Annotated in this window: 17 protein-coding genes; 10 read left to right on the top strand and 7 right to left on the bottom strand. The window is 67.2% G+C overall.

Translation table 11 applies throughout. From position 1 onward, the window contains the following. The 6 genes from P3W85_RS22755 to P3W85_RS22780 all read right to left on the bottom strand — a co-directional run. A partial coding sequence (locus P3W85_RS22755) for a hypothetical protein (protein ID WP_276266446.1) occupies nucleotides 1-422 on the bottom strand: 422 nt, incomplete at its 3' end. A gap of 110 nt (nucleotides 423-532) precedes the next feature. After that, nucleotides 533-1705 (bottom strand): ABC transporter substrate-binding protein, encoded by a 1173-nt coding sequence (locus P3W85_RS22760; RefSeq protein WP_017224312.1) that lies wholly within the window; start codon nucleotides 1703-1705, stop codon nucleotides 533-535. 125 nt (nucleotides 1706-1830) lie between these two features. Further along, nucleotides 1831-2538, bottom strand: a complete 708-nt coding sequence (locus tag P3W85_RS22765) for an ABC transporter ATP-binding protein (RefSeq protein ID WP_017224311.1) — start codon at nucleotides 2536-2538, stop codon at nucleotides 1831-1833. Beyond that, entirely contained in the window at nucleotides 2525-3289 is a 765-nt protein-coding gene (locus P3W85_RS22770) for an ABC transporter ATP-binding protein (RefSeq protein ID WP_035805805.1), read from the bottom strand. The genes P3W85_RS22765 and P3W85_RS22770 overlap by 14 nt, the downstream gene beginning before the upstream one ends. Continuing rightward, nucleotides 3282-4334 carry a branched-chain amino acid ABC transporter permease gene (locus P3W85_RS22775; RefSeq protein ID WP_276266447.1) on the bottom strand — a complete coding sequence of 351 codons (1053 nt, stop codon included), beginning with the start codon at nucleotides 4332-4334 and terminating at the stop codon, nucleotides 3282-3284. The genes P3W85_RS22770 and P3W85_RS22775 overlap by 8 nt, the downstream gene beginning before the upstream one ends. Before the next feature lie 10 nt (nucleotides 4335-4344). Then, the gene (locus tag P3W85_RS22780; protein WP_276266448.1) at nucleotides 4345-5208 is read right to left on the bottom strand and encodes a branched-chain amino acid ABC transporter permease; all 864 of its coding nucleotides are present in this window, start codon (nucleotides 5206-5208) and stop codon (nucleotides 4345-4347) included. A gap of 440 nt (nucleotides 5209-5648) precedes the next feature. Between P3W85_RS22780 and P3W85_RS22785 the strand changes: the two genes are divergently transcribed. The 3 genes from P3W85_RS22785 to P3W85_RS22795 all read left to right on the top strand — a co-directional run bounded on the left by P3W85_RS22785 (nucleotide 5649) and on the right by P3W85_RS22795 (nucleotide 8545). Beyond that, nucleotides 5649-6524 carry an IclR family transcriptional regulator gene (locus P3W85_RS22785; protein WP_276266449.1) on the top strand — a complete coding sequence of 292 codons (876 nt, stop codon included), beginning with the start codon at nucleotides 5649-5651 and terminating at the stop codon, nucleotides 6522-6524. A gap of 116 nt (nucleotides 6525-6640) precedes the next feature. After that, on the top strand, nucleotides 6641-7453 hold the full coding sequence (locus tag P3W85_RS22790) for an SDR family NAD(P)-dependent oxidoreductase (RefSeq protein WP_276266450.1): 813 nt from the start codon (nucleotides 6641-6643) through the stop codon (nucleotides 7451-7453). Between the two features lie 117 nt (nucleotides 7454-7570). Further along, nucleotides 7571-8545 (top strand): Bug family tripartite tricarboxylate transporter substrate binding protein, encoded by a 975-nt coding sequence (locus P3W85_RS22795; protein WP_276266451.1) that lies wholly within the window; start codon nucleotides 7571-7573, stop codon nucleotides 8543-8545. Between the two features lie 157 nt (nucleotides 8546-8702). Here the strand turns inward: P3W85_RS22795 and P3W85_RS22800 are convergent, their stop codons facing one another. Next, nucleotides 8703-10097 carry an MFS transporter gene (locus P3W85_RS22800; protein WP_276266452.1) on the bottom strand — a complete coding sequence of 465 codons (1395 nt, stop codon included), beginning with the start codon at nucleotides 10095-10097 and terminating at the stop codon, nucleotides 8703-8705. 358 nt (nucleotides 10098-10455) lie between these two features. Here P3W85_RS22800 and P3W85_RS22805 point away from each other — a divergent pair, with 358 nt between their 5' ends. The 7 genes from P3W85_RS22805 to P3W85_RS22835 all read left to right on the top strand — a co-directional run. Next, a complete protein-coding gene (locus P3W85_RS22805; protein WP_017227736.1) occupies nucleotides 10456-11976 on the top strand; it encodes a pyridoxal phosphate-dependent decarboxylase family protein in 1521 nt (506 codons plus the stop codon). Continuing rightward, nucleotides 11973-13253 (top strand): ATP-grasp domain-containing protein, encoded by a 1281-nt coding sequence (locus P3W85_RS22810; protein WP_276266453.1) that lies wholly within the window; start codon nucleotides 11973-11975, stop codon nucleotides 13251-13253. Before P3W85_RS22805 ends, P3W85_RS22810 begins: the two co-directional genes overlap by 4 nt. After that, nucleotides 13207-14799, top strand: a complete 1593-nt coding sequence (locus P3W85_RS22815; protein ID WP_276266454.1) for a hypothetical protein — start codon at nucleotides 13207-13209, stop codon at nucleotides 14797-14799. The genes P3W85_RS22810 and P3W85_RS22815 overlap by 47 nt, the downstream gene beginning before the upstream one ends. Nucleotides 14800-15062: 263 nt before the next feature. Beyond that, a complete protein-coding gene (locus tag P3W85_RS22820) occupies nucleotides 15063-16226 on the top strand; it encodes a response regulator (RefSeq protein ID WP_276266455.1) in 1164 nt (387 codons plus the stop codon). Next, entirely contained in the window at nucleotides 16223-20059 is a 3837-nt protein-coding gene (locus tag P3W85_RS22825; protein WP_276266456.1) for a response regulator, read from the top strand. The genes P3W85_RS22820 and P3W85_RS22825 overlap by 4 nt, the downstream gene beginning before the upstream one ends. A 119-nt stretch (nucleotides 20060-20178) precedes the next feature. Then, nucleotides 20179-20706: a hypothetical protein gene (locus P3W85_RS22830; RefSeq protein WP_017231283.1), complete on the top strand. Its 528-nt coding sequence runs from the start codon at nucleotides 20179-20181 to the stop codon at nucleotides 20704-20706. Between the two features lie 145 nt (nucleotides 20707-20851). Then, a partial coding sequence (locus tag P3W85_RS22835) for a DMT family transporter (protein ID WP_276266457.1) occupies nucleotides 20852-21410 on the top strand: 559 nt, incomplete at its 3' end.

Raw genomic sequence — 21410 nt, forward strand, 5'->3', positions numbered from 1 at the left:
GAGACCAGCAACGGGCGCAGCAGGCAGTCCAACAGCAGCAGGAAATGCAGCGCCAGCAGCAGCAACGGCAGGCGCAGGACCAGCAGCGTGCGCAGCAGGTCTTGCGCCAGCAGGAGATGCAGCGTCAGCAGCAGGAGCGGCAGATGCAGGACCAGCAGCGGCAGCAACAAGCCATGCAACGCCAGCAGCAAGAGCAGCAACGCCAGCAGCAGGAAATGCAGCGCCAGCAGCAAGAGCAGCAGCGCCAGCAGCAAGTCATGCAGCGCCAGCAGCAGGAGCAGCAACAGCAACAGCGCCAGCAGATGGACCAGCAACGCCAGCAGCAGGAACGTCAGCGCCAGCAACAGGAACAGCAACGACGCCAGGAAGATCTGCAGCGCCAGCAGCAGCACGCGGCGGCAAAACCGGTTCCGCGCGAACATCCGCAAGCGCTGGCGCAAGGGTAGGGATGCCGCCGGCGTGAGCGCCGGCCAGCCGGCCAGCGCGGCGGAAGGGACTCGGGGCCAATCGCCCCGAGCCGGCCTTCGATCGCTTACTTCGCCAGCTCAGACAAGCGCACCGGGGTGATCTTGCCACCTTGCACCCAGCCCACCACGGTGTCGGCATTGGTGCCGCCCTTGGCGTCGATGCTCTCGATCTCGTTGGGATTGGCGTCCTTGGCCAGCGTCTTCACCGCTTCCGGCATCTTTGCCCGGATGGCGGCCACGTCGGAGGTGGTGCCCGCCAGCTTCATGGCGCCCGCCAGCGCGTAGACCATGGTGTAGTTCAGCGACATCTCGGTAGTGGCGTCGCGGCCGTCATGCAGTTTCTTGTATTTGCTGTTGTAGTTCTGCGCGGCGGCGCGGCTGTCGTTGGCCAGCGGCATCACGCCGATCGAGCCTTCCAGCATGGCCAGGCCATTGGTGACCTTGGCCATTTCGTCGAGCTTGGCCTGGTCCATCACGATAAAGCCGCCCTTGAAGCCCAGCTCGCGCGCCTGCTTGACCACCAGCGCGGTCGGCTCGGACGGGCCACCGACGAACATCACGTCGGGTTTGTCGGCCAGCACGCGCGAGACGCCACTGTAGAAATCGGTGGCCTTGGTATAGGACATGGGGTTATTGGCCACCACCTTGCCGCCCGCGCTTTCCCAGGCCGGCACGAAGGCCTGCACCCAGGCCTTGGCGTAGTCGTGATCGGCCGGCGCCAGCGCCACGTTCTTGCCATAGCGCTTCATCTGCGCCTTGATGAAGGGCTCGATATAGCCGGTGTATGCCGGCGGAATGCGGATGGTCAGCTTGTTGCCGGTGTCGGTGATGCGCGGCACGCTGGAATAGGCCATCACCAGGAATTTCTCCTGCTCGTTGAAGGCCTGCAGTGCGAAGATGCCGCCCGAGTGCGGCACGAACACCGCGGGCGTCTTGTATTGCTGCACCAGGCGGCGCGCGTTGATGGCCGCCTCGGCGGGCGCGTATTTATCGTCCAGCGCGGCAACCTCCAGCTTGACCTTCTTGCCCTTGACCTCAAGGCCCGAGGCATTGATCTCGTCCACCGCCATCTGGATGCCGGACAGCACGTTCTTGCCGTACAGCGCGGCGCCGCCCGATAGCGGGCCGGTATAGCCCAGCTTGACGACTTCCTGCGCGAAAGCCGCGCCTGACGCCATCAGCGCGGCCACGGCGGTGGCGGCAAGAGGGAAGAAGCGGCGGATCGTCTTGGTCTGCATTTGGCTGTCTCCTGTTGTGTTTGTGCTGCGTTTTGTCCGGATTGTCTGTTCTGGCTTCTGGCCCCTTGCCTGCTTGCGGGAGAGGGAGTAAGCACCATCGTCGTTCCAGGCCGTTCAGGCGCATCCTAGCCCCCGATATACGCCTTGCGAATCCCTTCATCGTTCAGCAGCGTGTCGCGGTCGCCTTCCATGACAATGCGGCCGCTTTCGATCACATAGGCGCGGTGGGCGATGCCCAGCGCGGCGTAGGCGTTCTGCTCGGCCAGCAGTACCGTGGTGCCGGCGCGGTTGATGCGCTGGATCACCTCGAACATCTGCTTGACCACCAGCGGCGCCAGGCCGAGCGAGGGCTCGTCGAGCAGCAGCGTGCGCGGGCGGCCCATCAGCGCGCGGCCCAACGCCACCATCTGCTGCTGGCCGCCCGACAGCGAGCCGGCGGGGTCGTCCTTCTTCTGGCGCAGGATCGGGAACATCTCGAAGACGTCTTCCAGCGAGCGCTTGATGCCGGCCGCATCGCGGCGGTGCACATAGGCGCCCAGCGTGAGGTTCTTTTGCACGCTCATGGCGGGAAACAGCTTGCGGCCCTCCGGGCAATGCACCAGACCGGCCTGCACGATCTGCGAGGGCTTCATGCCGGCGAGTTCGCGGCCGTCGAAGCGCATGCTGCCGCCGCTCGCGCGATGGATGCCGCTCAGGGCGAGGAAGATCGAGCTTTTGCCGGCACCGTTGGCGCCGAGCAGCACGACCAGTTCGCCGGCACCGGCATGCAGCGTGATGTTGTCCAGCGCGCGGAAGCTGCCATAGGAAAGCGAAACGCGTTCAAGCTGCAACATGGTCGGCTCCCAGGTAGGCTTCGATGACCTGCGGGTCGCGCTGGATCTGTGCCGGCGAACCCTCGGCGATCTTCTCGCCGTAGTTGAGCACCATGATCTTGTCGGCCAGTCGCATGATCATGTCCATCTTGTGTTCGATCAGGCACACCGTCTTGCCATGGCGGACCATCTTGCGGATCAGCTCGGCCAGGCCCACGGTCTCCTCGGGGTTGACGCCGCCGGCGGGCTCGTCGAGCAGCAGCAGTTCCGCGTCGGTGGCCAGCGCCAGCGCAAAGGCCACGCGCTTGCGTTCCTCCTGCGTGATGTCCGCCGCCACTTCATGCGCAAGGTGAGCAAGGCCGACGAAGTCCAGCGCCTGCTCGGCCTTGGCGCGGCACAGGCGCTCTTCCTCGCGCAGGCGGCGCGTGTTGAAGATCACGTCCGCCAGGCCCGAGTGCGTGCGCAGCCGGTGTCCCACGATCAGGTTGTCCAGCACCGTGGCGCGGTCGAACAGGTGGGTGGCCTGGAAGGTGCGCGCCACGCCGAGCCTGGCGATCTGGTCGGCGCGCAAGCCGGCCACGTCCCGGCCCTTGAGCCGGATCTGTCCCGAACTGGGCGCATGGGTGCCGGCGATCAGGTTGAAGAAGGTGGTCTTGCCGGCGCCGTTGGGCCCGATGATGGCGTTGATATGGCCCGTCTCGAAGGTGATCGAAACATCGTGCACGGCGGTCAGTCCACCGAATTTCTTGGTCAGGTTGCGAATCTCAAGCATGGTCGGCCCCTGCATTTGCTGCGTTGGCATTGGCGTTGTCGCCGGGCACGGGTGCCGTGCCGGCCTGCTGCGCACGGCGCTTGCCGCCGCGCCGTGCGGCCGCGGCGCGCCTGGCCTGGCGCTTGGACCACGAGCCGACGATGCCATCCGGCACGAAGATGATCAGCAGCACCAGCACCGGGCCGAACACCAGCATGCGGTAGTCCTGCAGGAACTGCAGCGTCTGCGTGACCCACGGCACCAGCACGGCGCCCAGCAGCGGCCCCAGCAAGGTGCCGGTGCCGCCCACCAGCATCGCCATCACCATGTCGAAGGTGAGGTCGGTGCGCGCGATATCAGGCCCGAGAAAGCGCACCTGGCCCGCGTACAGCGCGCCGGCAAAGCCGGCATAGCCCACCGAGAGCACGAAGGACAGCACCTTGGTGCGCATCAGGTTGATGCCGAGCGCCTCGGCCAGCGCGTCGCTGTTGCGCACGGCCATGAAGCTGCGGCCCAGCAGCGAGGTGACGATGCGGTGCATCAGGAAGGTGCCCACCGCCAGGAAGAACAGCACCAGGTAGTACTGCGCCTGCACGTTGTCGAACACCAGGGGGCCCACCGCGGCCGGCACCGGGATGCCGATCAGGCCTACCGTGCCGTGTGTCAGGCTTTCCCATTTCTCGATCAGCAGGTAGATGATGTAGCCGATGCACAGCGTGAAGATGGAGAAGTAATGGCCCTTCAGGCGCAGCGACACCACGCCGACGAAGTAGCCCACCGCCATGCACACCACGCCCGACAGTGCGAACGCGGCCCAGAACGGCACCTGGTGATCCACCGTGAGAATGCCCAGCGTATAGGCGCCGATCGCCATGAAGCCGCCGTGCGCGAGGTTGAGCTGGCCGGTGTAGCCCGTGATCAGGTTCAGCCCCAGCGTGGCGAGAGCGTAGATGAAGGCCAGCGTCATCACCGTCAGGTAGTAGCTGTTGGGCGTAATCAGCGGAAACGCGATGGCCAGCGCCAGCAGCAGCGCCCAGCCGGTCTTTCCTTTCAATGCGCTTGTCATGGCGGGCTCCTTATGCGGCCTTGCTTGCAAACAGGCCTTGAGGCCGGATCGACAGGATGGCCACCAGCAGCGCGAAGGCGATGATGTCCTTGTAGTCGGTCGACACGTAGAAACCGCCGAAGCTCTCGGCCATGCCGATGATCAGCCCGCCCACGATGGCGCCGGGAATGCTGCCCATGCCGCCGAGGATGATGATGACGAAGGCCTTGGTGATGACCAGGTTGCCCATGCTCGGGTAGACCAGGTTGATCGGCGCGTACAGCGTGGCGGCAATCGCGGCGAGCGCGCCGGAGATGGCGAACACCAGCAGCGTGACGCGTGTGGCGTCGATGCCCACCAGTGCCGCGCCTTCACGGTTCTGCGCCATCGCCACGATGGTGGAGCCGGTCACGGTGCGTGTCAGGAACAGATGCAGCAGCACCATCAGGCCGAAGGCCGCGGCGATGATCAGCAGGCGTTGCGCGGGCGCGGTCAGGCCCAGCACTTCCACCATCTGGCCATAAGGCGTGGGCATGCGATGGAAGTCCGCGCCCCACAGAGCCTGCGCGCCGGCTTCGAGGAACAGCATGATGCCGATGGCGGCAATCATGTCGTGCAACTCGGGCGCGTTGCGCAGCGGATGGAACACCAGCCGGTCGGCCAGCATCGACAGCGCCGCCACCGCGATGGCGGCAGCGCCCATCGCCAGCCAGTAGTTCATGCCGAGCGACGTCATCATGTAGTACGACACATAGGCGCCCGCCATGTAGAAGGCGCCATGCGCAAAGTTGGGTACGTGCAGGATGCCGTAGACCAGTGTCAGGCCCAGCGCCACCAGGCTGTACACACCGCCCAGCGTCAGGCCGTTCAGGACTTGTTGAAGGAACAATGTCACGGGCTTTACCTCTTGCTGCTCAATCGGATCACGAACGATGGCACGCAATCCGTGCTGCGGAATGCGTGGGGTTGCGGCGCCGCGCGGTAACGCGGGGCCGCGCATGAAGCGGGGCGAGGTTCAGCCGCGAGGCGGTGCGGCTGCTTGAATTGCGTGATGCATGCTTGGTCTCCTGTGCGATGCGGAATGGCGGCTTGGTGCGGCCACGGGGTGCGGGTGTCGTCGTGTTCCGTGAAGCGCTGCGCGCATCGATTGCTGCGTGAGCACGTTCCAGCACGATCGTTCGTTTTCATTGACTGTTGCATAGGGCCTGAGGCACAGTCAAGAAATACGGAATTGTCTTCCGCACAGCGAAATAGCCAGTGCGCCTCGGTTCGCCGTCTTACATGGCGGCAAGGGGCACGCTTTTCACCAGCCGTTGCCCAGCGTTCCCGCCACGTATGAAGCGCACTTCGTCGATCCCGCTTTCGCCCGGTTCCACGCCGCCCAATGCCGCTGCGCGCGCGGTCGATCCGGAGCGCGATCTCGCGGCGCGGGATGCCGAGCGCGACGACCGCAACTTCGTCACCGCACTGGCGCGCGGGCTGGACCTTCTGCGCGCCTTCGGCCCGCACGACGACTACCTCGGCAATGCGGAGCTGGCGCGCCGCGCCGGTATCCCGCGTCCCACCGTTTCGCGGCTGACCTACACGCTGACCAGCCTGGGCTACCTGATCTATTCCGCGTCGCTCGAGAAGTACCGGCTTGGCCAGGGTGCGATGGTGCTCGGCCAGCGCTACCTCGCCGGTTCGGGCATCCGCGAGGTGGCGCAGCCGCTGATGCAGTCGCTGGCGTTCGCCACCGATTGCACGGTGGCGCTGGCCACCGCGGACCGCCACGAGATGGTCTACCTCGAGGTATGCCAGCCGCGCGGTGCGCTGGTGATGCGGCTGGCGCCGGGCTCCCGCCTGCCAACCGCCACCTCGGCCATCGGGCGGGCCTGGCTGGCCGGGCTGGGGCCCGAACGGCGCACGGCCGCGCTGGCCGACCTGGAGCGTCATTACGGTAGCCGCTGGCCTGCGGTGCGCATCAAGCTGGAGCGCGCGCTGCGCGATTACGGCAAACGCGGATTCTGTCTGGCGCACGCCGAGTGGGACCGCACCGTGAGCGGGGCGGCCGCGCCGGTGGTGCTCGAGGGCGGCGCGGAAGTGCTGGCCATGAACATCGGCGGCGCCGCCACCCGGCTCACGCCGGAAATCCTCGACGGCAACCTGGGCCCGCGCATTCGCGAACTGGCCGAGTTGCTGCAGGGGCGCCTATGGCAGGGGCAGGGCTAGCCGTGCGCTGACGCCTGCCCATCGCATCATCGCATCATTGTTTTCATCGCATTCTCGCGGCCCAAGGGCCATACATCCAGCAGGCAATACAGACAAAGCAAACAAAGGAGACAAAGATGGAGATTCGCAACAAGACCGTGGTGGTGACCGGTGCGGCCACCGGCATCGGGCGCGCGCTGGCGCTGGCGTTTGCCGCCGGCGGCGCGCGTGGGGTGGCGGTGGCCGACCTGGACGAGGCCGGCGCGCAGCAGGTCGCCGCGGAGCTGGCGCAGGCCAGCCCGGATTGCAAGGTGTTCGCGCAGCGCGTCGATGTGGCCGACGCGGCCGCGGTGCAGGCCCTGGCCGACGCAGCCACGCAGCGCTTCGGCCAGATCGATGTGTTCTGCTCCAACGCCGGCATCATCCTGCGCAAGGGCCTGGATGCCAGCGCCGAAGAGTGGCAGCGCATCTGGGAGATCAACGTCATGGCCCACATCCACGCCGCGCGCGCGGTGCTGCCGCAGATGCTTGCGCGTGGCGATGGCTACTTCGTCAATACCGTATCGGCCGCCGGCCTGCTCTCGCAGATCGGTTCGGCCCCTTATGCGGTGACCAAGCACGCCGCCATCGGCTTTGCCGAGTGGCTGTCGATCACCTACGGTGATCGTGGCATCAAGGTCAGCTGCATCTGCCCGCAGGGCGTGCAGACGCGCATGCTGTTCGGGGAGGACGGCGAACGCAAGGGTTTCCTGCAGGCAGGCTCGGTCACGCCCGAGCATGTGGCGCAGGTCACGCTGGAAGGCGTGAAGGACGAACGCTTCCTGATCCTGCCGCATCCGGAAGTGCTCGAGTATTACCAGCGCAAGGGGCAGGATTACGATCGCTGGCTAAAGGGAATGCGCCGCCTGCACGATAAAGTGATGGCGGAGTTCGGCGGCACGGTGGTGTGAGCGTGGCGTGAAGTCCGCATGACAGCAAGCTGAACCAACGCGGCCGGCAGGCGTGCGCCATGTCACGCCCGGGCCGCGGGCAATGCAGGATCAATAAGAACCATCGGGAGACTTACCATGCGCAGCAACCCTTTCGCAGCGGCCGTGCTGGCCGCCTGTGCCGTATTCGCCGTGCCTTCGGCCCAGGCCGATAGTTATCCCTCCAAGCCGATCCGGATGGTGGTGGGCTTCCCCAGCGGCGGCGCGCCCGATATCCTGGCGCGGATCTTCTCGGAGAAGATTTCTCCGTCATGGGGCCAGCCGGTGGTGGTGGACAACAAGCCGGGCGCCGGCGGCAACATCGGCGCGGAAGCCGTGGCGCATGCCGCGCCGGACGGCTACACGCTGGCGCTGGGCACCGTTGGCACGCACTCCATCAACGGCTCGCTGTACAGCAAGATGCCGTATGACATGGTCAAGGATTTCGCCCCGGTAATCCTGGTCGCATCCACGCCCAACGTGCTGGTGGTCAACCCCGCGGTGCCGGCGAAGAATGTCGCCGAGCTGATTGCGCTGGCCAAGGCCAGGCCGGGAGCCCTGACCTTCGGCACGCCTGGCATCGGCACGTCGCCGCACGTGGCGGGGGAGATGTTCAATGCGCTGGCCGGAGTGAAGCTCACCCATGTGCCATACAAAGGCCGCGCCATGGCGATTCCCGATCTGCTCGGGGGCCATATCACCATGATGTTCGACAACCTGCCGTCGGCGCTGCCGGTGGTCAAGGAGGGCAAGCTGCGGGCGCTCGGCGTGACCAGCGCCAGGCGTTCTCCGTCCGCTCCGGATATTCCCACGCTTGCCGAGCAGGGGCTGCATGGCTTCGATGCCGATTCCTGGTTTGCGATCTTTGCGCCTGCCAATACGCCGAAGGACGTGATCACCAGGCTGAACGCCGAACTCAACCGGATCTACCAGTTGCCCGACGTCCAGGCCAGGCTCAAGACCCTGGGGCTGGATCCTATCCTCGGTACGCCGGAGAAACTGGCCAGCTACCAGCGGGCGGAAATCGCCAAGTGGGCGAAGGTGGTGAAGGAATCGGGGGCCAAGGCGGAGTGAGCGGCACAGGCTGATTCAGCGCTGCTTTGCTCCCTCTCTCCATGATGGGAGCGGGAGCAGGCACCGCCGGGCACCTCAATCGGCGCTGGCGCATCCTGGCGGCTTCGGCCGGCACTTCGGCGCTTCGGGCTTTCTGCCCGCTTGCCGCTGCCTTTGCTCACATGTCCGCTTCCGCCTCCAGGCGTCCCTGCGTGGCCGGGCCGCTGCCGCTGCGCAGCCGGCTGAAGCTGACCAGCGCGCCCACTGTTGCCACCGTCGCGGCCACATAAAGCGCCATGCGCGCCGCGCCGCTCTGGTCGATGCTGAACAGCAGCGCCACGATGGCCGTGCCCGTGGTCTGGCCCAGCAGCCGCGTGGTGGCCTGCGCGCCACTGGCGCCGCCGCTGCGGGCGGGTGGGGTCGCGCCGATCATGGCGCGGTTGTTGGGCGACTGGAACAAGCCGAAACCCAGCCCGCACAGGGCCATGCGCCACACCACGGCAAAGCTGGAAGCGTCGGGCCCCAGCAGCGCCAGCCCTACCAGTCCGGTGCCGAGGCAGGCCAGGCCGATGCCGGCCAGGATGCTGGCCGGATAGCGGTCGGACAGGCGCCCGGACACCGGCGCCATGATGGCCACCATGAGCGGCCACGGCGTGATCAGCAGTCCGGTTTCGTGCAGCGAGCGGCCAAGCTGGTATTCCAGATAGAAGGGCAGCGCCACGAAGGACAGCATCTGCGCCATGAAGGAGCAGAACGACGTGCCCACCGCCAGCGTGAAGGCGCGGCTGGCGAAGAGGTCCACCGGCACCAGCGGCGCGGCCTTGCCGCGCTGCATGCGTACCAGCCGCCAGCCCAGCCCGGCCGCCACCGCCAGCCCGGCCGCGGCGGCGGGCCGCCAGGCGGCATGGCCGGCGCCGTCCACGCCCAGGATGAACAGGGCGAACACCACGGCCGACAGCAGCGCGCTGCGGTAGTCGAAGCCATGCGGCTGGGGCGGCGTCAGCGGCAGCGCGCTGCGCGACAGCGCGAGCGCGAAGATCGCCACCGGCACGTTGACGGCGAACAGCCAGGGCCAACTGGCGATGGACAGGATCAGTGCGCCCACGGACGGCCCCACGGCAATGGTGATGCCCACCACCAGCGCATTCAGGCCGATGCCCCGGCCGAGCTTGGTGGGCGGGTAGATAAAGCGCACCAGCGCTGTATTCACGCTCATGATCCCCGCGCCGCCCATGCCCTGCAGCACGCGCGCGGCCACCAGCACCGGCAGGCTGGGCGATAGCGCGCACAGCAGCGAGCCCAGCAGGAAGATCGCCAGGCCGGCGCGGTACACGCGCTTGTACCCAAGGATGTCGCCCAGCGAGGACAGTGGCAGCAGGCAGACCGTGACCGTGAGCTGGTAGGCGTTGACCACCCAGATGGTGCTGGACGGATCGGCCGCCAGTTCGCGGGAAATCGAGGGCAGCGCAATGTTGGCGATCGAGCCATCGAGCACGGCCATGATGAGGCCGCAGAACACGGTGAGGATGGCCCAGGCGCGTTGGGGATGGGGTAGGCCTTGGTGTGGCTGCATGGAGGAGAGCGAGGAGCGGAGAGGCGGGAGCGTTGCTTGAGATGCTTGACGACACAATTATCGTCGCAGGCAGCGGCGCCCGCAAACGATCGGTTTGTGGTAAGGCGGGGCCGGAAGTGTTGTTTTCCGGCCTCCTGCCCGCGCGGCCCGGTGGCGAAGGGCGGCTGCCGGCCAAGCGGTGGCCGGGGCGTGCATGGTGCCGCAGGCCGGGCAGAGAAATAGGGCGGAAAACCCGCCATCCTCCTCAAAACGAGCCGGCGGCCCGGCGCTATGATCCCCGGCACGATGCCCCGTGGACCAGGCCGCGAAAAGCGCCTGCCCGGGGATGCAGCGTTTTCCGGACAGCCATCCATCAGCCATGTCAACACCAACCACCGAGGGCAGCCGGCAGCCGGTCCCTGCCAGTCTGGATCCTGTCGACTGGCGCGAACTGAGGGCGCAGGGCCACAGCATGCTCGACGATATGCTGGATTATCTCCAGGATATTCGCGAACGGCCGGTCTGGCAGCCCATCCCCGACGCGGTGCGCGGGCGCTTCCGCGAGCCCTTGCCGCGCGAGGGCAGCGGACTGGACCGGGTGCATGAGACCTTCATGGACAGCATCCTGCCGTTCGCCGTCGGCAATGCGCATCCCGGTTTCATGGGCTGGGTGCATGGCGGCGGCACGCCGGTCGGGATGCTGGCGGAAATGCTCGCGGCCGGGCTCAATGCCAATCTCGGTGGCCGCGACCATGTCCCGGTCGAAGTGGAATGGCAGGTACTGCGCTGGGTGATCGAGCTGTTCGGCTTCCCGCAGGATGCCAGCGGCCTGTTCCTGACCGGCTCTTCCATGGCCAACCTGTCCGGCGTGCTGGTCGCCAGGACCCGGGCGCTGGGCAGCGGGGTGCGTTCCAGTGGCGTGGCGCAGGCATCGCGCCGGCTGACCGCCTACACCTCCGCCAGGGCGCACGGCTGCATCGCGCAGGGCATGGACCTTGCCGGCCTGGGCAAGGACAATCTGCGCTCGATTCCGGTCGACGGCCAGGGGTGCATGGACCTGGCCCGCCTTGCCGCCGCCATTGCCGCCGATCGCGCTGCCGGCTGCTCGCCATTCCTTGTGGTCGGCACCGCCGGCACCGTGGATACGGGCGCCATCGACGACCTTGCCGGGATCGCGCACATCGCCCGCCGGGAGCAACTGCATTTTCATGTCGACGGCGCCTTCGGCGCGCTCGCCATGCTGTGTCCCCAGCTTGCCGGGCGGCTAGGCGGCATCGAACAGGCGGATTCGATCGCCTTCGATTTCCACAAATGGCTGCAGGTCCCCTATGACGCCGGCTTCTTCCTGGTGCGGGACCGTCAATTGCACCTGCGCACCTTTGCCACGCACGAAGGCACCTATCTGAGCCGCGGCGAGCGCGGCATGGCGGCCGGCTCGCCCTGGCCCTGCGATTTCGGGCCGGACCTCTCGCGCGGCTTTCGCGCGCTGAAGACCTGGTTCACGATCAAGGTCTACGGTACCGAGCGGCTGGGCGGCATGATCGCCCAGACCTGCGCGCTGGCAAGCGAACTTGCCCGGCGCATCGATGCCGAGCCGGAGCTGGAGCTGCTGGCGCCGGTTTCGCTCAATATCGTCTGCTTTCGCTTCATCGGTGCCGGATTGCATGATCAGCATGCGATCGAACAGGTCAACCGCGATCTCGTCGTCGCCGTGCAGGAATCCGGTGTTGCCGCGCCGTCGTCGACCGTGCTCGACGGCCGCTTCGCGATCCGGGTAGCCCTGTTCAACCATCGCAGCACCTCGCAGGATATCGATGCCCTGCTGGGCGCCACCCTCGCTCTCGGCCGGTCGCTGAGCGCTGCGTCATCCGTTCCTGAAGCCAGCGGCTTACCACTATGAATGCCATCCACGATCCCGCGGCCATGACCCCGGCCCCGGACACCCTGATCGGCCTGCGCCACCTGCTGCGGGCAGCCCACCAGAATGAAGACCTGCGTCCCCTCGGCGCGGAACTGATCCAGCATCTGGAGTCGCATCCGGACGACGCCAATGCGCTGATGGATCTCTCGCTGGTCCTGCAACTGATCGGCGATCATGCGCTGGCCATGACCATGCAGGCCGAGGCATTGCGGGCGCGGCAGCTCTATCATCTGCCCACCCTGCGCGATGGCGCGGTCCGCCTGCGCGTGCTGGCCATCATGGTGTCGGGCGACCTGATGGCCAACACGCCGCTGGAGTGCCTGCTGGGCAACTCCGACGTGGCGCTCGACGCGCTCTATGTCACCCCGGAAAACCCGCTGCCGCAGGCCGTGCCGGAGCATGATGTGCTCTTTATCGCGGTCGGCGAATCCGACCGTACTCAGCCGGTGCTGGAGCAGCTCCGCGCGCTTGCCGCCATCTGGCCGCGCCCGGTGCTGAACCTGCCGGATCGCCTGCAGCAGCTGTCGCGCGACAGGGCCGCGTCGGTACTGGCGCCGGCGCCGGGCATCTGCATGCCGCCGACCCTGCGCGTGGAACGCGAGGTGCTGGCCGGCGTCGCCAGCCAGCAGGCAACGATCGCGTCGGTGCTGGGCGATGGGCGTTTCCCGATCATTGTCCGGCCGCTCGGTTCCCACGCCGGCAAGGGACTGGAAAAAATCGATGACGCTGCCGAGCTCGCCAGCTACCTGGCGCAGTCGGACGAGCAGGCTTTCTATGTGTCCTGTTTCATCGACTACCGGAACGCGGACGGCCTGTTCCGCAAATACCGCCTGGTCCTGATCGAAGGGCGCGCGTACGTGTGCCACGTCGGCATCTCCGAGCACTGGATGATCCACTATCTCAATGCCGGCATGGCCGAGAGCGCGGCCAAGCGGGACGAGGAGGCGGCGATCATGCGCGACTTCGATCACACCTTCGCGCTGCGCCACAAGGACGCCCTCGCGCTGATCCAGCAGCGCCTGGACCTGGACTATGTCGGCCTGGATTGCGCCGAGACGCCGGACGGCGCGTTGCTGGTATTCGAGGCGGACACGGCCATGGTCGTGCACGACATCGATCCCGTCGATCTCTTTCCCTACAAGCAGCCGCAGATGCAAAGGATCTTCGCTGCGTTCAGGACCATGCTGATCAACGCCAGCCAGAGGGTCCATGCCGACCTGCCGCACGCTCCCGATGCCGCTGCCATCCACGGCTGACCTGCTGGTCAGCGGCGGCGATCACCGCATCGCGCTGGACCCTGCCACCGGCCGCAACAAGTACGGCTGCGAGCCGCTTGCCTGCGCAAGCCTGGTGCCGTTCGGCTCCTCCACGTCCTCGGGGATCTCGCCGGCGGCGTTCGCGGTGGTGGACGAACTGCGCAACCGGCTTGCCGCGGGCCTGGCGCACCAGTCCGCGCCGGCGCTCTACCGCCGCGAGATGGACCGGCTGCGCCGCGAGTTCCTGGCGCTGTGCGGCCTCGGCCATACCCTGGATCCCGGCCTGGTGTTTTCGGCATCGGGCACAGACGTGCACCTGCTGGCCGCACGGGTGGCCGCGCGCGTGACTGGCGATGAAGCGGGCAATGGCGCGCCGGCCAGGCCGCTGGTGATCCTGGCCGGCGAGGCCGAAAGCGGCAGCGGCGTGCCCGCGGCGCTCGCCGGGCAGCACTTCAGCACGTATAACGCCCTGGGCCGCGTCACCATCCCCGGCGAGTCCCTCGGCCATGCCTGCGCCAGCGATACGCGCAACGTGCCGATCCGCAATGCCGACGGCAGCCTGCGGGATGCGGACGCGGTCGACGCGGAGATCGGCGCGCTGGTCAGCCCGGCCGTGCATGAGGGCCGCCATGTGCTGCTGGTGCTGATCGATGTCTCCAAGACCGGGTGCATTGCACCGGGCATCGCGTGCGTCATGGCGCTGCAGCGCCGCTGGCCGTCGGCCGTGCAGGTGCTGGTCGATGCCTGCCAGTTCCGCATCGAGCCGGCCACCATCCAGGCTTACCTGCGCTGCGGTTTCATGGTGGCGCTGACCGGCTCCAAATTCCTGACGGGGCCATCGTTTTCCGGCGCCTTGCTGCTGCCGGAGACGGTTGGCCGCAAGCTGCGCCAGCGCGGGGTTCCCGCGGAGCTGCGGATCTACTCCGCGCGCGAGGAGTGGCCGCAGGACTGGGCCTGCGCGCAGGCCCTGGGGTCATTCGCGAATTTTGGCCTGCTGCTGCGCTGGCAGGCGGCGGTCCATGAGCTGCGCGCGTTGCGCGCGGTGCCTGCCTCGCAGGTCGGGGGCATATTGCGGCGCTTTGCCGATGCCGTCCGGCAACGGCTGGACGGCGATCCCGCTCTTGCCGCCCTGAGCGTGCCGGTATTGGACCGCGCCGCGCTGGGCAGTCCGTCGGGCTGGGACGGCATCCAGACCATCCATCCCTTCCTGCTGTACCGGTCCGCGCCGCATGGCGGCAGGGTTCCGCTCAACCGGGACGAAACGGCAGGCGTCTATCGCCGGCTGCAGGCGCCGGAGCCCGGCACCGGTGCCCCGCCGTATCAGCTTGGCCAGCCGGTGGACTGCGGTCAGCAGGCGGGCATCCCGGTCAGCGCCTTGCGGCTGTGCATGAGCGCCCGGCTGGTGGTCCAGGCCGCGCGCGGCCATGATCAGGAGATGCGCATCATCGGCCAGGCCATGTCCTGCCTGGATGCGGCTGCGGCGCTTGCGCACGGCTGCGCGCCGTCCGCAAGCCCGGCGACAGTGCTGGATGCGGCAATGTCATGATGATCCGTTGCGGCGTTGCCCAATTGCGTGGTCCGGCGTTAACGGCAGTTTGCGTCGAAGCTTTACCCCTCACCAAGCGGGGTAAATAGCCAGGCCGCACGACCGTTATGAGAAGGCGTGGGCGCAAGGGGCGGCCTCGTGCCGGCTGCCGCGTGGCTGGCGGGGGCGCTCCCGCTGGGAAGCGCCCCCGATGGCAGTCCCCGAGGCAAGGTGTTCCGCTCCGAGATCACCGCTCAGGCAACGTATTCCTATCCCTTATTCTCATGCGCCCTGAAAACCTCGACGCCCAGCCTACGATCCTGGTAGTGGATGACCTTCCGGAGAATCTTGCGATGATGGCGGCGTTGCTGCAGGACCGCTACCGGGTGAAGGTCGCGACCTCCGGCGGCGACGCCGTGAGAATCGCCTCGGCCGCGCCGCCAGGCTTGATCCTGCTCGACGTGATGATGCCCGGCATCGACGGCTACGAGGTGTGCCGCCGGCTCAAGTCGGATCCGGTCACCATGGACGTGCCCGTCATCTTCCTGACTTCCCGCACCGGCGAACACGACGAGACGCGTGGATTCCAGGTGGGCGCGGTGGACTACATCATGAAGCCGATCAGTCCGCTGGTGATGCATGCCAGGATCGCCACCCATCTCACGCTCAAGAACGCCAGGGATTTCCTGCGGGACAAGTCCGCCTACCTGGAGCAGGAGGTGCAGCGGCGTACCCGCGAGATCTCCATGATCCAGGACGTCACCATCATGGCCATGGCTTCCCTGGCGGAGACGCGCGACAACGAAACAGGCAACCATCTCCGGCGCACCCAGCACTATGTGCGCCGCCTGGCGCAGTCGCTGCGGCACCACCCGCGCTTTAGCGGGATACTCGACGACGCAACCATCGACCTGCTGTTCAAGTCGGCGCCGCTCCACGATATCGGCAAGGTGGGCATCCCGGATCGCATCCTGCTCAAGCCGGGCAAGCTGACCCCCGAGGAGTTCGAGGTCATGAAGACCCACACCACGCTCGGGCGGGATGCCATTGCGCATGCCGAGGCGCAATGCGGCGCCCCTAATTCCTTCCTGCGCTTCGCGCGCGAGATCGCGCACTATCACCAGGAAAAATGGGATGGCAGCGGCTACCCCGAAGGGCTGGCGGGAGACGCGATTCCCGTGTCGGCGCGGCTGATGGCGATCGCCGATGTCTACGATGCGCTGATCAGCCGGCGGGTCTACAAGCCGCCGTTCCCGCACGCCCAGGCTGTCCGCATGATCGAGCAAGGCAGTGGCAGCCATTTCGATCCGGACATGGTCGATGCCTTCCTGGCGATTGCCGATGCGTTCCAGTCCATATCGCTGCGCTATGCCGATACCGATGCGGACTATGCGCGCGAGGCCGCACTGCTCGCCACCAACGGCTACGCCGCGGCTAGCGCAGGGTGATTGCCTCGCCTGTTGCCGGATCCCGGGGCGTCCCGCGCCGGTCGGGGTCGCAGCCCGGCATCGCACGCTATGCCTACGGGCTGCTTCTGGTGGCGGTCGTCTGCCTGCTTTCCGCTGGCGTCACCTACCTGGTGTACGAGAATGATCGCGCCAGCGTGGGCACGCGGGTGGAATCGACGCTGGTGATCACCACGCGCCTGATCGAGCTGTGGAGCGGAGAACAACTGCAACGAGCCGAAACGATCGCCGCCATGAAGGAGGCGGTCGCACTGGCGCGCCCGCTGCTTGCGGGGCAAGGCCAGCCGGCGCCGGATAGCGAGGCCGCGGCGAGGTTCCAGCGCTGGGTGACGCCGCTTTACCTCAGCAACGGCTACATTGGCTTTGCCCTCGTCACGCCGGAGCTGAAGATCATTGCGGCGGAAATGCCCAGCCGGACCGGCCACAAGCTCTTGCCCGAATCTGCCCGCGCGGCCACCCGGGCATTGCAGGCCGGCAGTGCCATCTCGCCCCCCTATCCGGCCCCGCAGCTGGCCTCCGGGGCGTCGGGAGCGCCGGCGGACCTGCCGTTCCAGGCGGTATGCTCGCGCTTGTCGGATGCGGGGCATGTCATCGGGGCGCTATGCCTGCGCATCGATCCCCGTGCCATGCTGCTGGCGATCATCAGGGCCGGCCGCTTCGGGCGTACCGGTGAGCTTTACGCCATCGACGGCCAGGGCCGGCTGGTATCGCCCAGCCGGTTCGAATCCGATCTGGTCGCGCAGCACAGGCTGGCGCCGCATGCGTCGTCCATGTTCAATATCCAGGCGCGGCTGCCACAGCATGACCGGGACGCCGGCGGCAAGAGCGGGCATGCCCCCCTGACACTGATCGCCGAACGGGTCCTGCGCGACCGTTCCGCGGTGCTTCACGACTATCCTGACTACCGTGGCGAGCCGGTCACCGGTGCGGGCACGTGGCTGGCCGGCATGGACATGGGCCTGATCGTGGAACAGGATATGCGCGAGGCATTCTCTCCCTACCTGTTCACCCGCAATGTGGTGGTGGCGCTGAGCGCGGTCATCGTGCTGCTGATCGGCGCCGCCAGCTGGATTCTCCGCAGGGAGGGCCGCCGCCTGGCGGAAAGCCGGGAAAGGCTGCGCGCCATGCTCGAGTACTCGCCCGCGATGATGTCCCTCAAGGACCGCCAGCATATGGTGCTTGCCATGAACCCCGCCATGCGGGCGCTGCTGGGGGCGAGCGAGGAGGACGTGCTGGGCAAGTCCGAATGGGAGTTCAGCGACAGGCCGGACGGAACCCGCGAGCGCTGGGACGTGGAGGAGCGCGTGATGTCCACCGGGAAGGCGGAGGAGCACATCTATGCCTTGCAATCCGCCCACGGCGAGCGCCATCTCCACGTGGTGCGCTTCCCCGTGCGCGACCCGTCCACCGATGCCGTGGTTGCCGTCGGCGCGGTGGGCATCGACATGACGGAGCAGGTCGAGGCCAGCCACCGCCTCAAGGCGCTGTCGCTGACGCTGGAGAAACGCGTCGACGAGCGTACCTGGGAGCTGGCCCGGGCCAACGCCGAACTGGTGGTGGCCAAGCAGGCCGCCGAGAGCGCCGCCCAGGCCAAGGCCAGCTTCCTGGCCAATATGAGCCACGAGATCCGTACCCCGATGAACGCCGTGATCGGCATGGCGCACCTGGCCTTGCGCACGCGGCTGGACGACAAGCAGCGGGGCTACCTGGAAAAGATCCAGCACTCCGGGCAGCATCTTCTCGAGATTATCGACGACATCCTGGACCTGTCCAAGATCGAAGCCGGCAAGCTTGACATCGAGCGCGTCGACTTCTCGCTGGAACGGATGCTGCGGACCGTGAGCGACCTGGTGGCCGAGCGGGCGGCAGCCAAGCAGCTGGAGTTGATCGTCGAAGTCGCTCCGGGCGTGCCGGACTCGCTGCGCGGCGATCCGCTCCGGCTCAGGCAGATCCTGATCAACTTCGCCAATAACGCGGTGAAGTTCACCCACCGCGGCGAAATCGTCATCCGTGTCGAGCGCCGCGGCGACGACATCGCCCGGCCCCGCATACGGCTGCGTTTCGAGGTACGCGACACGGGCATCGGCATCGACGCGGCAGCGCGCTCCCGCTTGTTCCAGAGTTTCGAGCAGGCCGATGCATCGACCACCCGCCGCTACGGTGGCAGCGGCCTTGGCCTGGCCATCTGCCGCCGCCTGGTCGAGTTGATGGGAGGCACGCTGGGGGTCGAAAGCAGTGCAGGCGAGGGCAGTACCTTCTGGTTCGAGCTCGACCTGCTGCCAGGCAAGAAGCGGCCTGTTGCCGCGCCGATTGCAGCGCAGCTCGCAGGCAGCCGCCTGCTGGTCGTGGACGATCACGATTACGCGCGGCAGGTCATCGTCTCGATGCTGGCCAATTTCGGTTTCCGCGTGGATTCGGCGGCATCGGGGCGGGCCGCCCTGGCGAAGATCGCCCAGGCCGACGATGCCGCCGATCCGTACCAGGCCGTCTTCATCGACTGGCGGATGCCCGGCCTGGACGGCATCGAGACCGCCCGCCATATCGATGCCATGCGGCTGCGCCACCCGCGTCCGCGCCGGGTGATGATCACCGCCCACGGCCGCGAGGAGGTATTGCGCGAAGGCGAGCAATCCGGCTTCGATGCCACGCTGATCAAGCCGGTGAGCGCTTCCATCCTGCTGGAGGCCACGGTGCGTACCCTGGCCCCCGACAACAATGCCGCGCCGGACGAGGCGGAGCTGCGCCCGGCGCTGCCGGACGCCATGCCGCCGTTGCCGCCGGCGCGGGTGCTGCTGGTGGAGGATAACGATATCAACCGCGAGGTGGCGGTCCATCTGCTGCAGGCGGCGGGTATCCATCCGGACACGGCGGAGAATGGCGCCGTTGCGCTGACCCTGCTGCAGGCGCAATCCTACGATCTGGTCCTGATGGATGTGCAGATGCCGGTCATGGATGGCTTCGAAGCCACCGCGCGCATCCGGGACATCGAGCGGCTCAAGGACCTGCCGGTGATCGCCATGACCGCCAACGTGCTGCCGGAAGACCGCGAGCGCTGCCTGGCGGCGGGCATGAGCGACCATATCGCCAAGCCGATCAGTCCGCCGGCGTTCTACGCCACCTTGCGCCAATGGCTGGCGATCCCCGGGGGGCGGGCGCCCGTCCCGCAGCCGGCTGGCCGGCCGCAGTGGATCGAAGCGCTGGCCATGTGCCCGGACCTGGACGTGAGCGGCGGCCTGGCCCGGGTCAGCGGCCGCGTGGAGATCTATCGCCAGTTGCTCGAACGCTTCGTCGTGGGCTACGCCGACATGCCGGACCGGATCGGCGAGCGGCTGGCCCAGGGCGACCGCGAGGGCGCCCATCTGCTCGCCCATTCCCTCAAGGGACTGGCCGCCAATCTTGGCGCCATGGCGGTATCCGCTGCCGCCGCTACGCTGGAAGCCGGCCTGTCGCTCGCCCCGGCATCCGGGCCCGCCGATGCCGCTTGTGCGCTTGGCGCCTTGCGTACCGCCCTGTCGCAACTGCTTGACGCGCTGCGGCTGCGCTTGCCGATGGATATCGCCGCCGCATCCGGCGCCGATCCTGCGGGCGGTCCCGGCGGCGCCGATGTGGCGCTGGCCGAGGTCCTGAAGAATCTGCGGCACCAGCTGGACGAGGGAGACAGCGCGGCCAACCAGACCTTCGCCCGGCACCGCGAACGCCTTGGCCGCGCCATGACTGCCGCCGATCTCGCTCGCTTGCAGGCACAGGTGGAACGCTACGACTACCAGGGCGCGCTTGCCACGCTGGTCGATGCCGGTACCGGCGGCTGGATCTGAGTGATCCGGTGGCCTGGCCGGCGCTGCAACGGGCAATGCTCTATATTCTAGGGCCGGGGCGGCGTACGGCCGCGGCCAGGTACCAGTAACGACAAGAAACCAGTGAAGTATCCAAGGCTATGAAAACTATCTCGCAATACGTGGGCGGCTGGCTGCTTTGCGCCGCCGCCATGGCGATGCTGCCGGCTTGCGCCATCCTGCAGCCGGTGGAGCAGGGGCAAAAACTGATCGGTGCCCCGCAAAGCACCGTGCGTTCGACCTTTGGCCAGCCAACCGGCGTCTATCAGCTGGCCGACGGCGCCACGCGCTGGCTCTATTCCAAGCAGCCGATGGGCTACCAGGTGTACGCGGCGGATTTCGACGCCAGCGGTAATCTGTCGGGCTTCAGGCAAATGCTGACCAATGCGGAAATCTACCAGGCCAAGGTCGATAGCTGGACCAAGCGCGATGTGGAAGAGCACTTCGGCAAGCCGCGCGAACCGGTTCAGTTCTTTGCCCTGATGAAGCGTGAGGTGTGGTCGTATCGCTTCCGCCAGGACGGTATGCTGCCGTCTCTGTTTCATTGCTATTTCGATGGCGATGGCGTCTTGCGGCAGGTCCAGATTACGCTGGATCCGCTGGGGGGCGATTCGAACCGGTCGAAGTAAGCCGGCAAGGGGCAGGCATTTTCCAAATGAGATGGGGCGGGTTGGCCCGCGATCCTGACCCTGTATTCCATTGTTCGGTTCAGGTTGAAACGTTGCCCCGTGCCGCTCGCTCACAATGGTGGCGAGTCCCCACGGAGAGAACGCCATGCCCGCCCCGCCAACCGCGGCCAACGACACGAAAGACGCAAGCCGTCCTGCGCTGGAGTTGCTGTTGCTGCTTGCCCTGTCCACACTTTGGGGCGCGTCTTACACGTTTATCCGCCTCGGTGTCGCCACGATTCCACCGGTGACGCTGATCGCGGCAAGAACACTGATCGCCGGCGCCCTGCTGGCGGCGTGGATGGCTGCCAGGGGCATGCCGATGCCTCGCGGCGCGGCGGTCTGGCGCCGCTTCGCGGTGCAGGCCATGCTCAACAGCGTGGTGCCGTTCACCCTGATCGCCTGGGCCGAGCAGTCGGTCGATGCCGGCCTGGCGACGATCCTGAACTCCGCCTCGCCGGTCATGGCCGTTCTGGGGACGTGGCTGGTCACCCGGCACGAGCCCATCGGCGCGCGCAAGCTGTTCGGCGTGATCGCCGGGCTCGCCGGCATCTGCCTGATCGTCGGCACCAGCGCGCTGAGCGGCCTCGGGCATCAACTGGTGCCGCAGCTCGCCATCGTCGCCGCTGCGATCTGCTATGCGGGCGCGGCCATCTACGGCCGCT

This window comes from Cupriavidus basilensis, from assembly GCF_029335485.1.
Classification (GTDB): Bacteria; Pseudomonadota; Gammaproteobacteria; order Burkholderiales; family Burkholderiaceae; genus Cupriavidus; species Cupriavidus basilensis_E.

Excerpts from the sequence above, each read along its gene's own strand:
- P3W85_RS22785 (WP_276266449.1), top strand. The coding sequence starts at position 5,649 with ATGAAGCGCACTTCGTCGATCCCGCTTTCGCCCGGTTCCACGCCGCCC.
- P3W85_RS22775 (WP_276266447.1), bottom strand. The coding sequence starts at position 4,334 with ATGACAAGCGCATTGAAAGGAAAGACCGGCTGGGCGCTGCTGCTGGCG.
- P3W85_RS22830 (WP_017231283.1), top strand. The coding sequence starts at position 20,179 with ATGAAAACTATCTCGCAATACGTGGGCGGCTGGCTGCTTTGCGCCGCC.
- P3W85_RS22820 (WP_276266455.1), top strand. The coding sequence starts at position 15,063 with ATGCGCCCTGAAAACCTCGACGCCCAGCCTACGATCCTGGTAGTGGAT.
- P3W85_RS22790 (WP_276266450.1), top strand. The coding sequence starts at position 6,641 with ATGGAGATTCGCAACAAGACCGTGGTGGTGACCGGTGCGGCCACCGGC.
- P3W85_RS22805 (WP_017227736.1), top strand. The coding sequence starts at position 10,456 with ATGTCAACACCAACCACCGAGGGCAGCCGGCAGCCGGTCCCTGCCAGT.
- P3W85_RS22770 (WP_035805805.1), bottom strand. The coding sequence starts at position 3,289 with ATGCTTGAGATTCGCAACCTGACCAAGAAATTCGGTGGACTGACCGCC.
- P3W85_RS22760 (WP_017224312.1), bottom strand. The coding sequence starts at position 1,705 with ATGCAGACCAAGACGATCCGCCGCTTCTTCCCTCTTGCCGCCACCGCC.
- P3W85_RS22810 (WP_276266453.1), top strand. The coding sequence starts at position 11,973 with ATGAATGCCATCCACGATCCCGCGGCCATGACCCCGGCCCCGGACACC.
- P3W85_RS22800 (WP_276266452.1), bottom strand. The coding sequence starts at position 10,097 with ATGCAGCCACACCAAGGCCTACCCCATCCCCAACGCGCCTGGGCCATC.
- P3W85_RS22795 (WP_276266451.1), top strand. The coding sequence starts at position 7,571 with ATGCGCAGCAACCCTTTCGCAGCGGCCGTGCTGGCCGCCTGTGCCGTA.
- P3W85_RS22765 (WP_017224311.1), bottom strand. The coding sequence starts at position 2,538 with ATGTTGCAGCTTGAACGCGTTTCGCTTTCCTATGGCAGCTTCCGCGCG.
- P3W85_RS22815 (WP_276266454.1), top strand. The coding sequence starts at position 13,207 with ATGCCGACCTGCCGCACGCTCCCGATGCCGCTGCCATCCACGGCTGAC.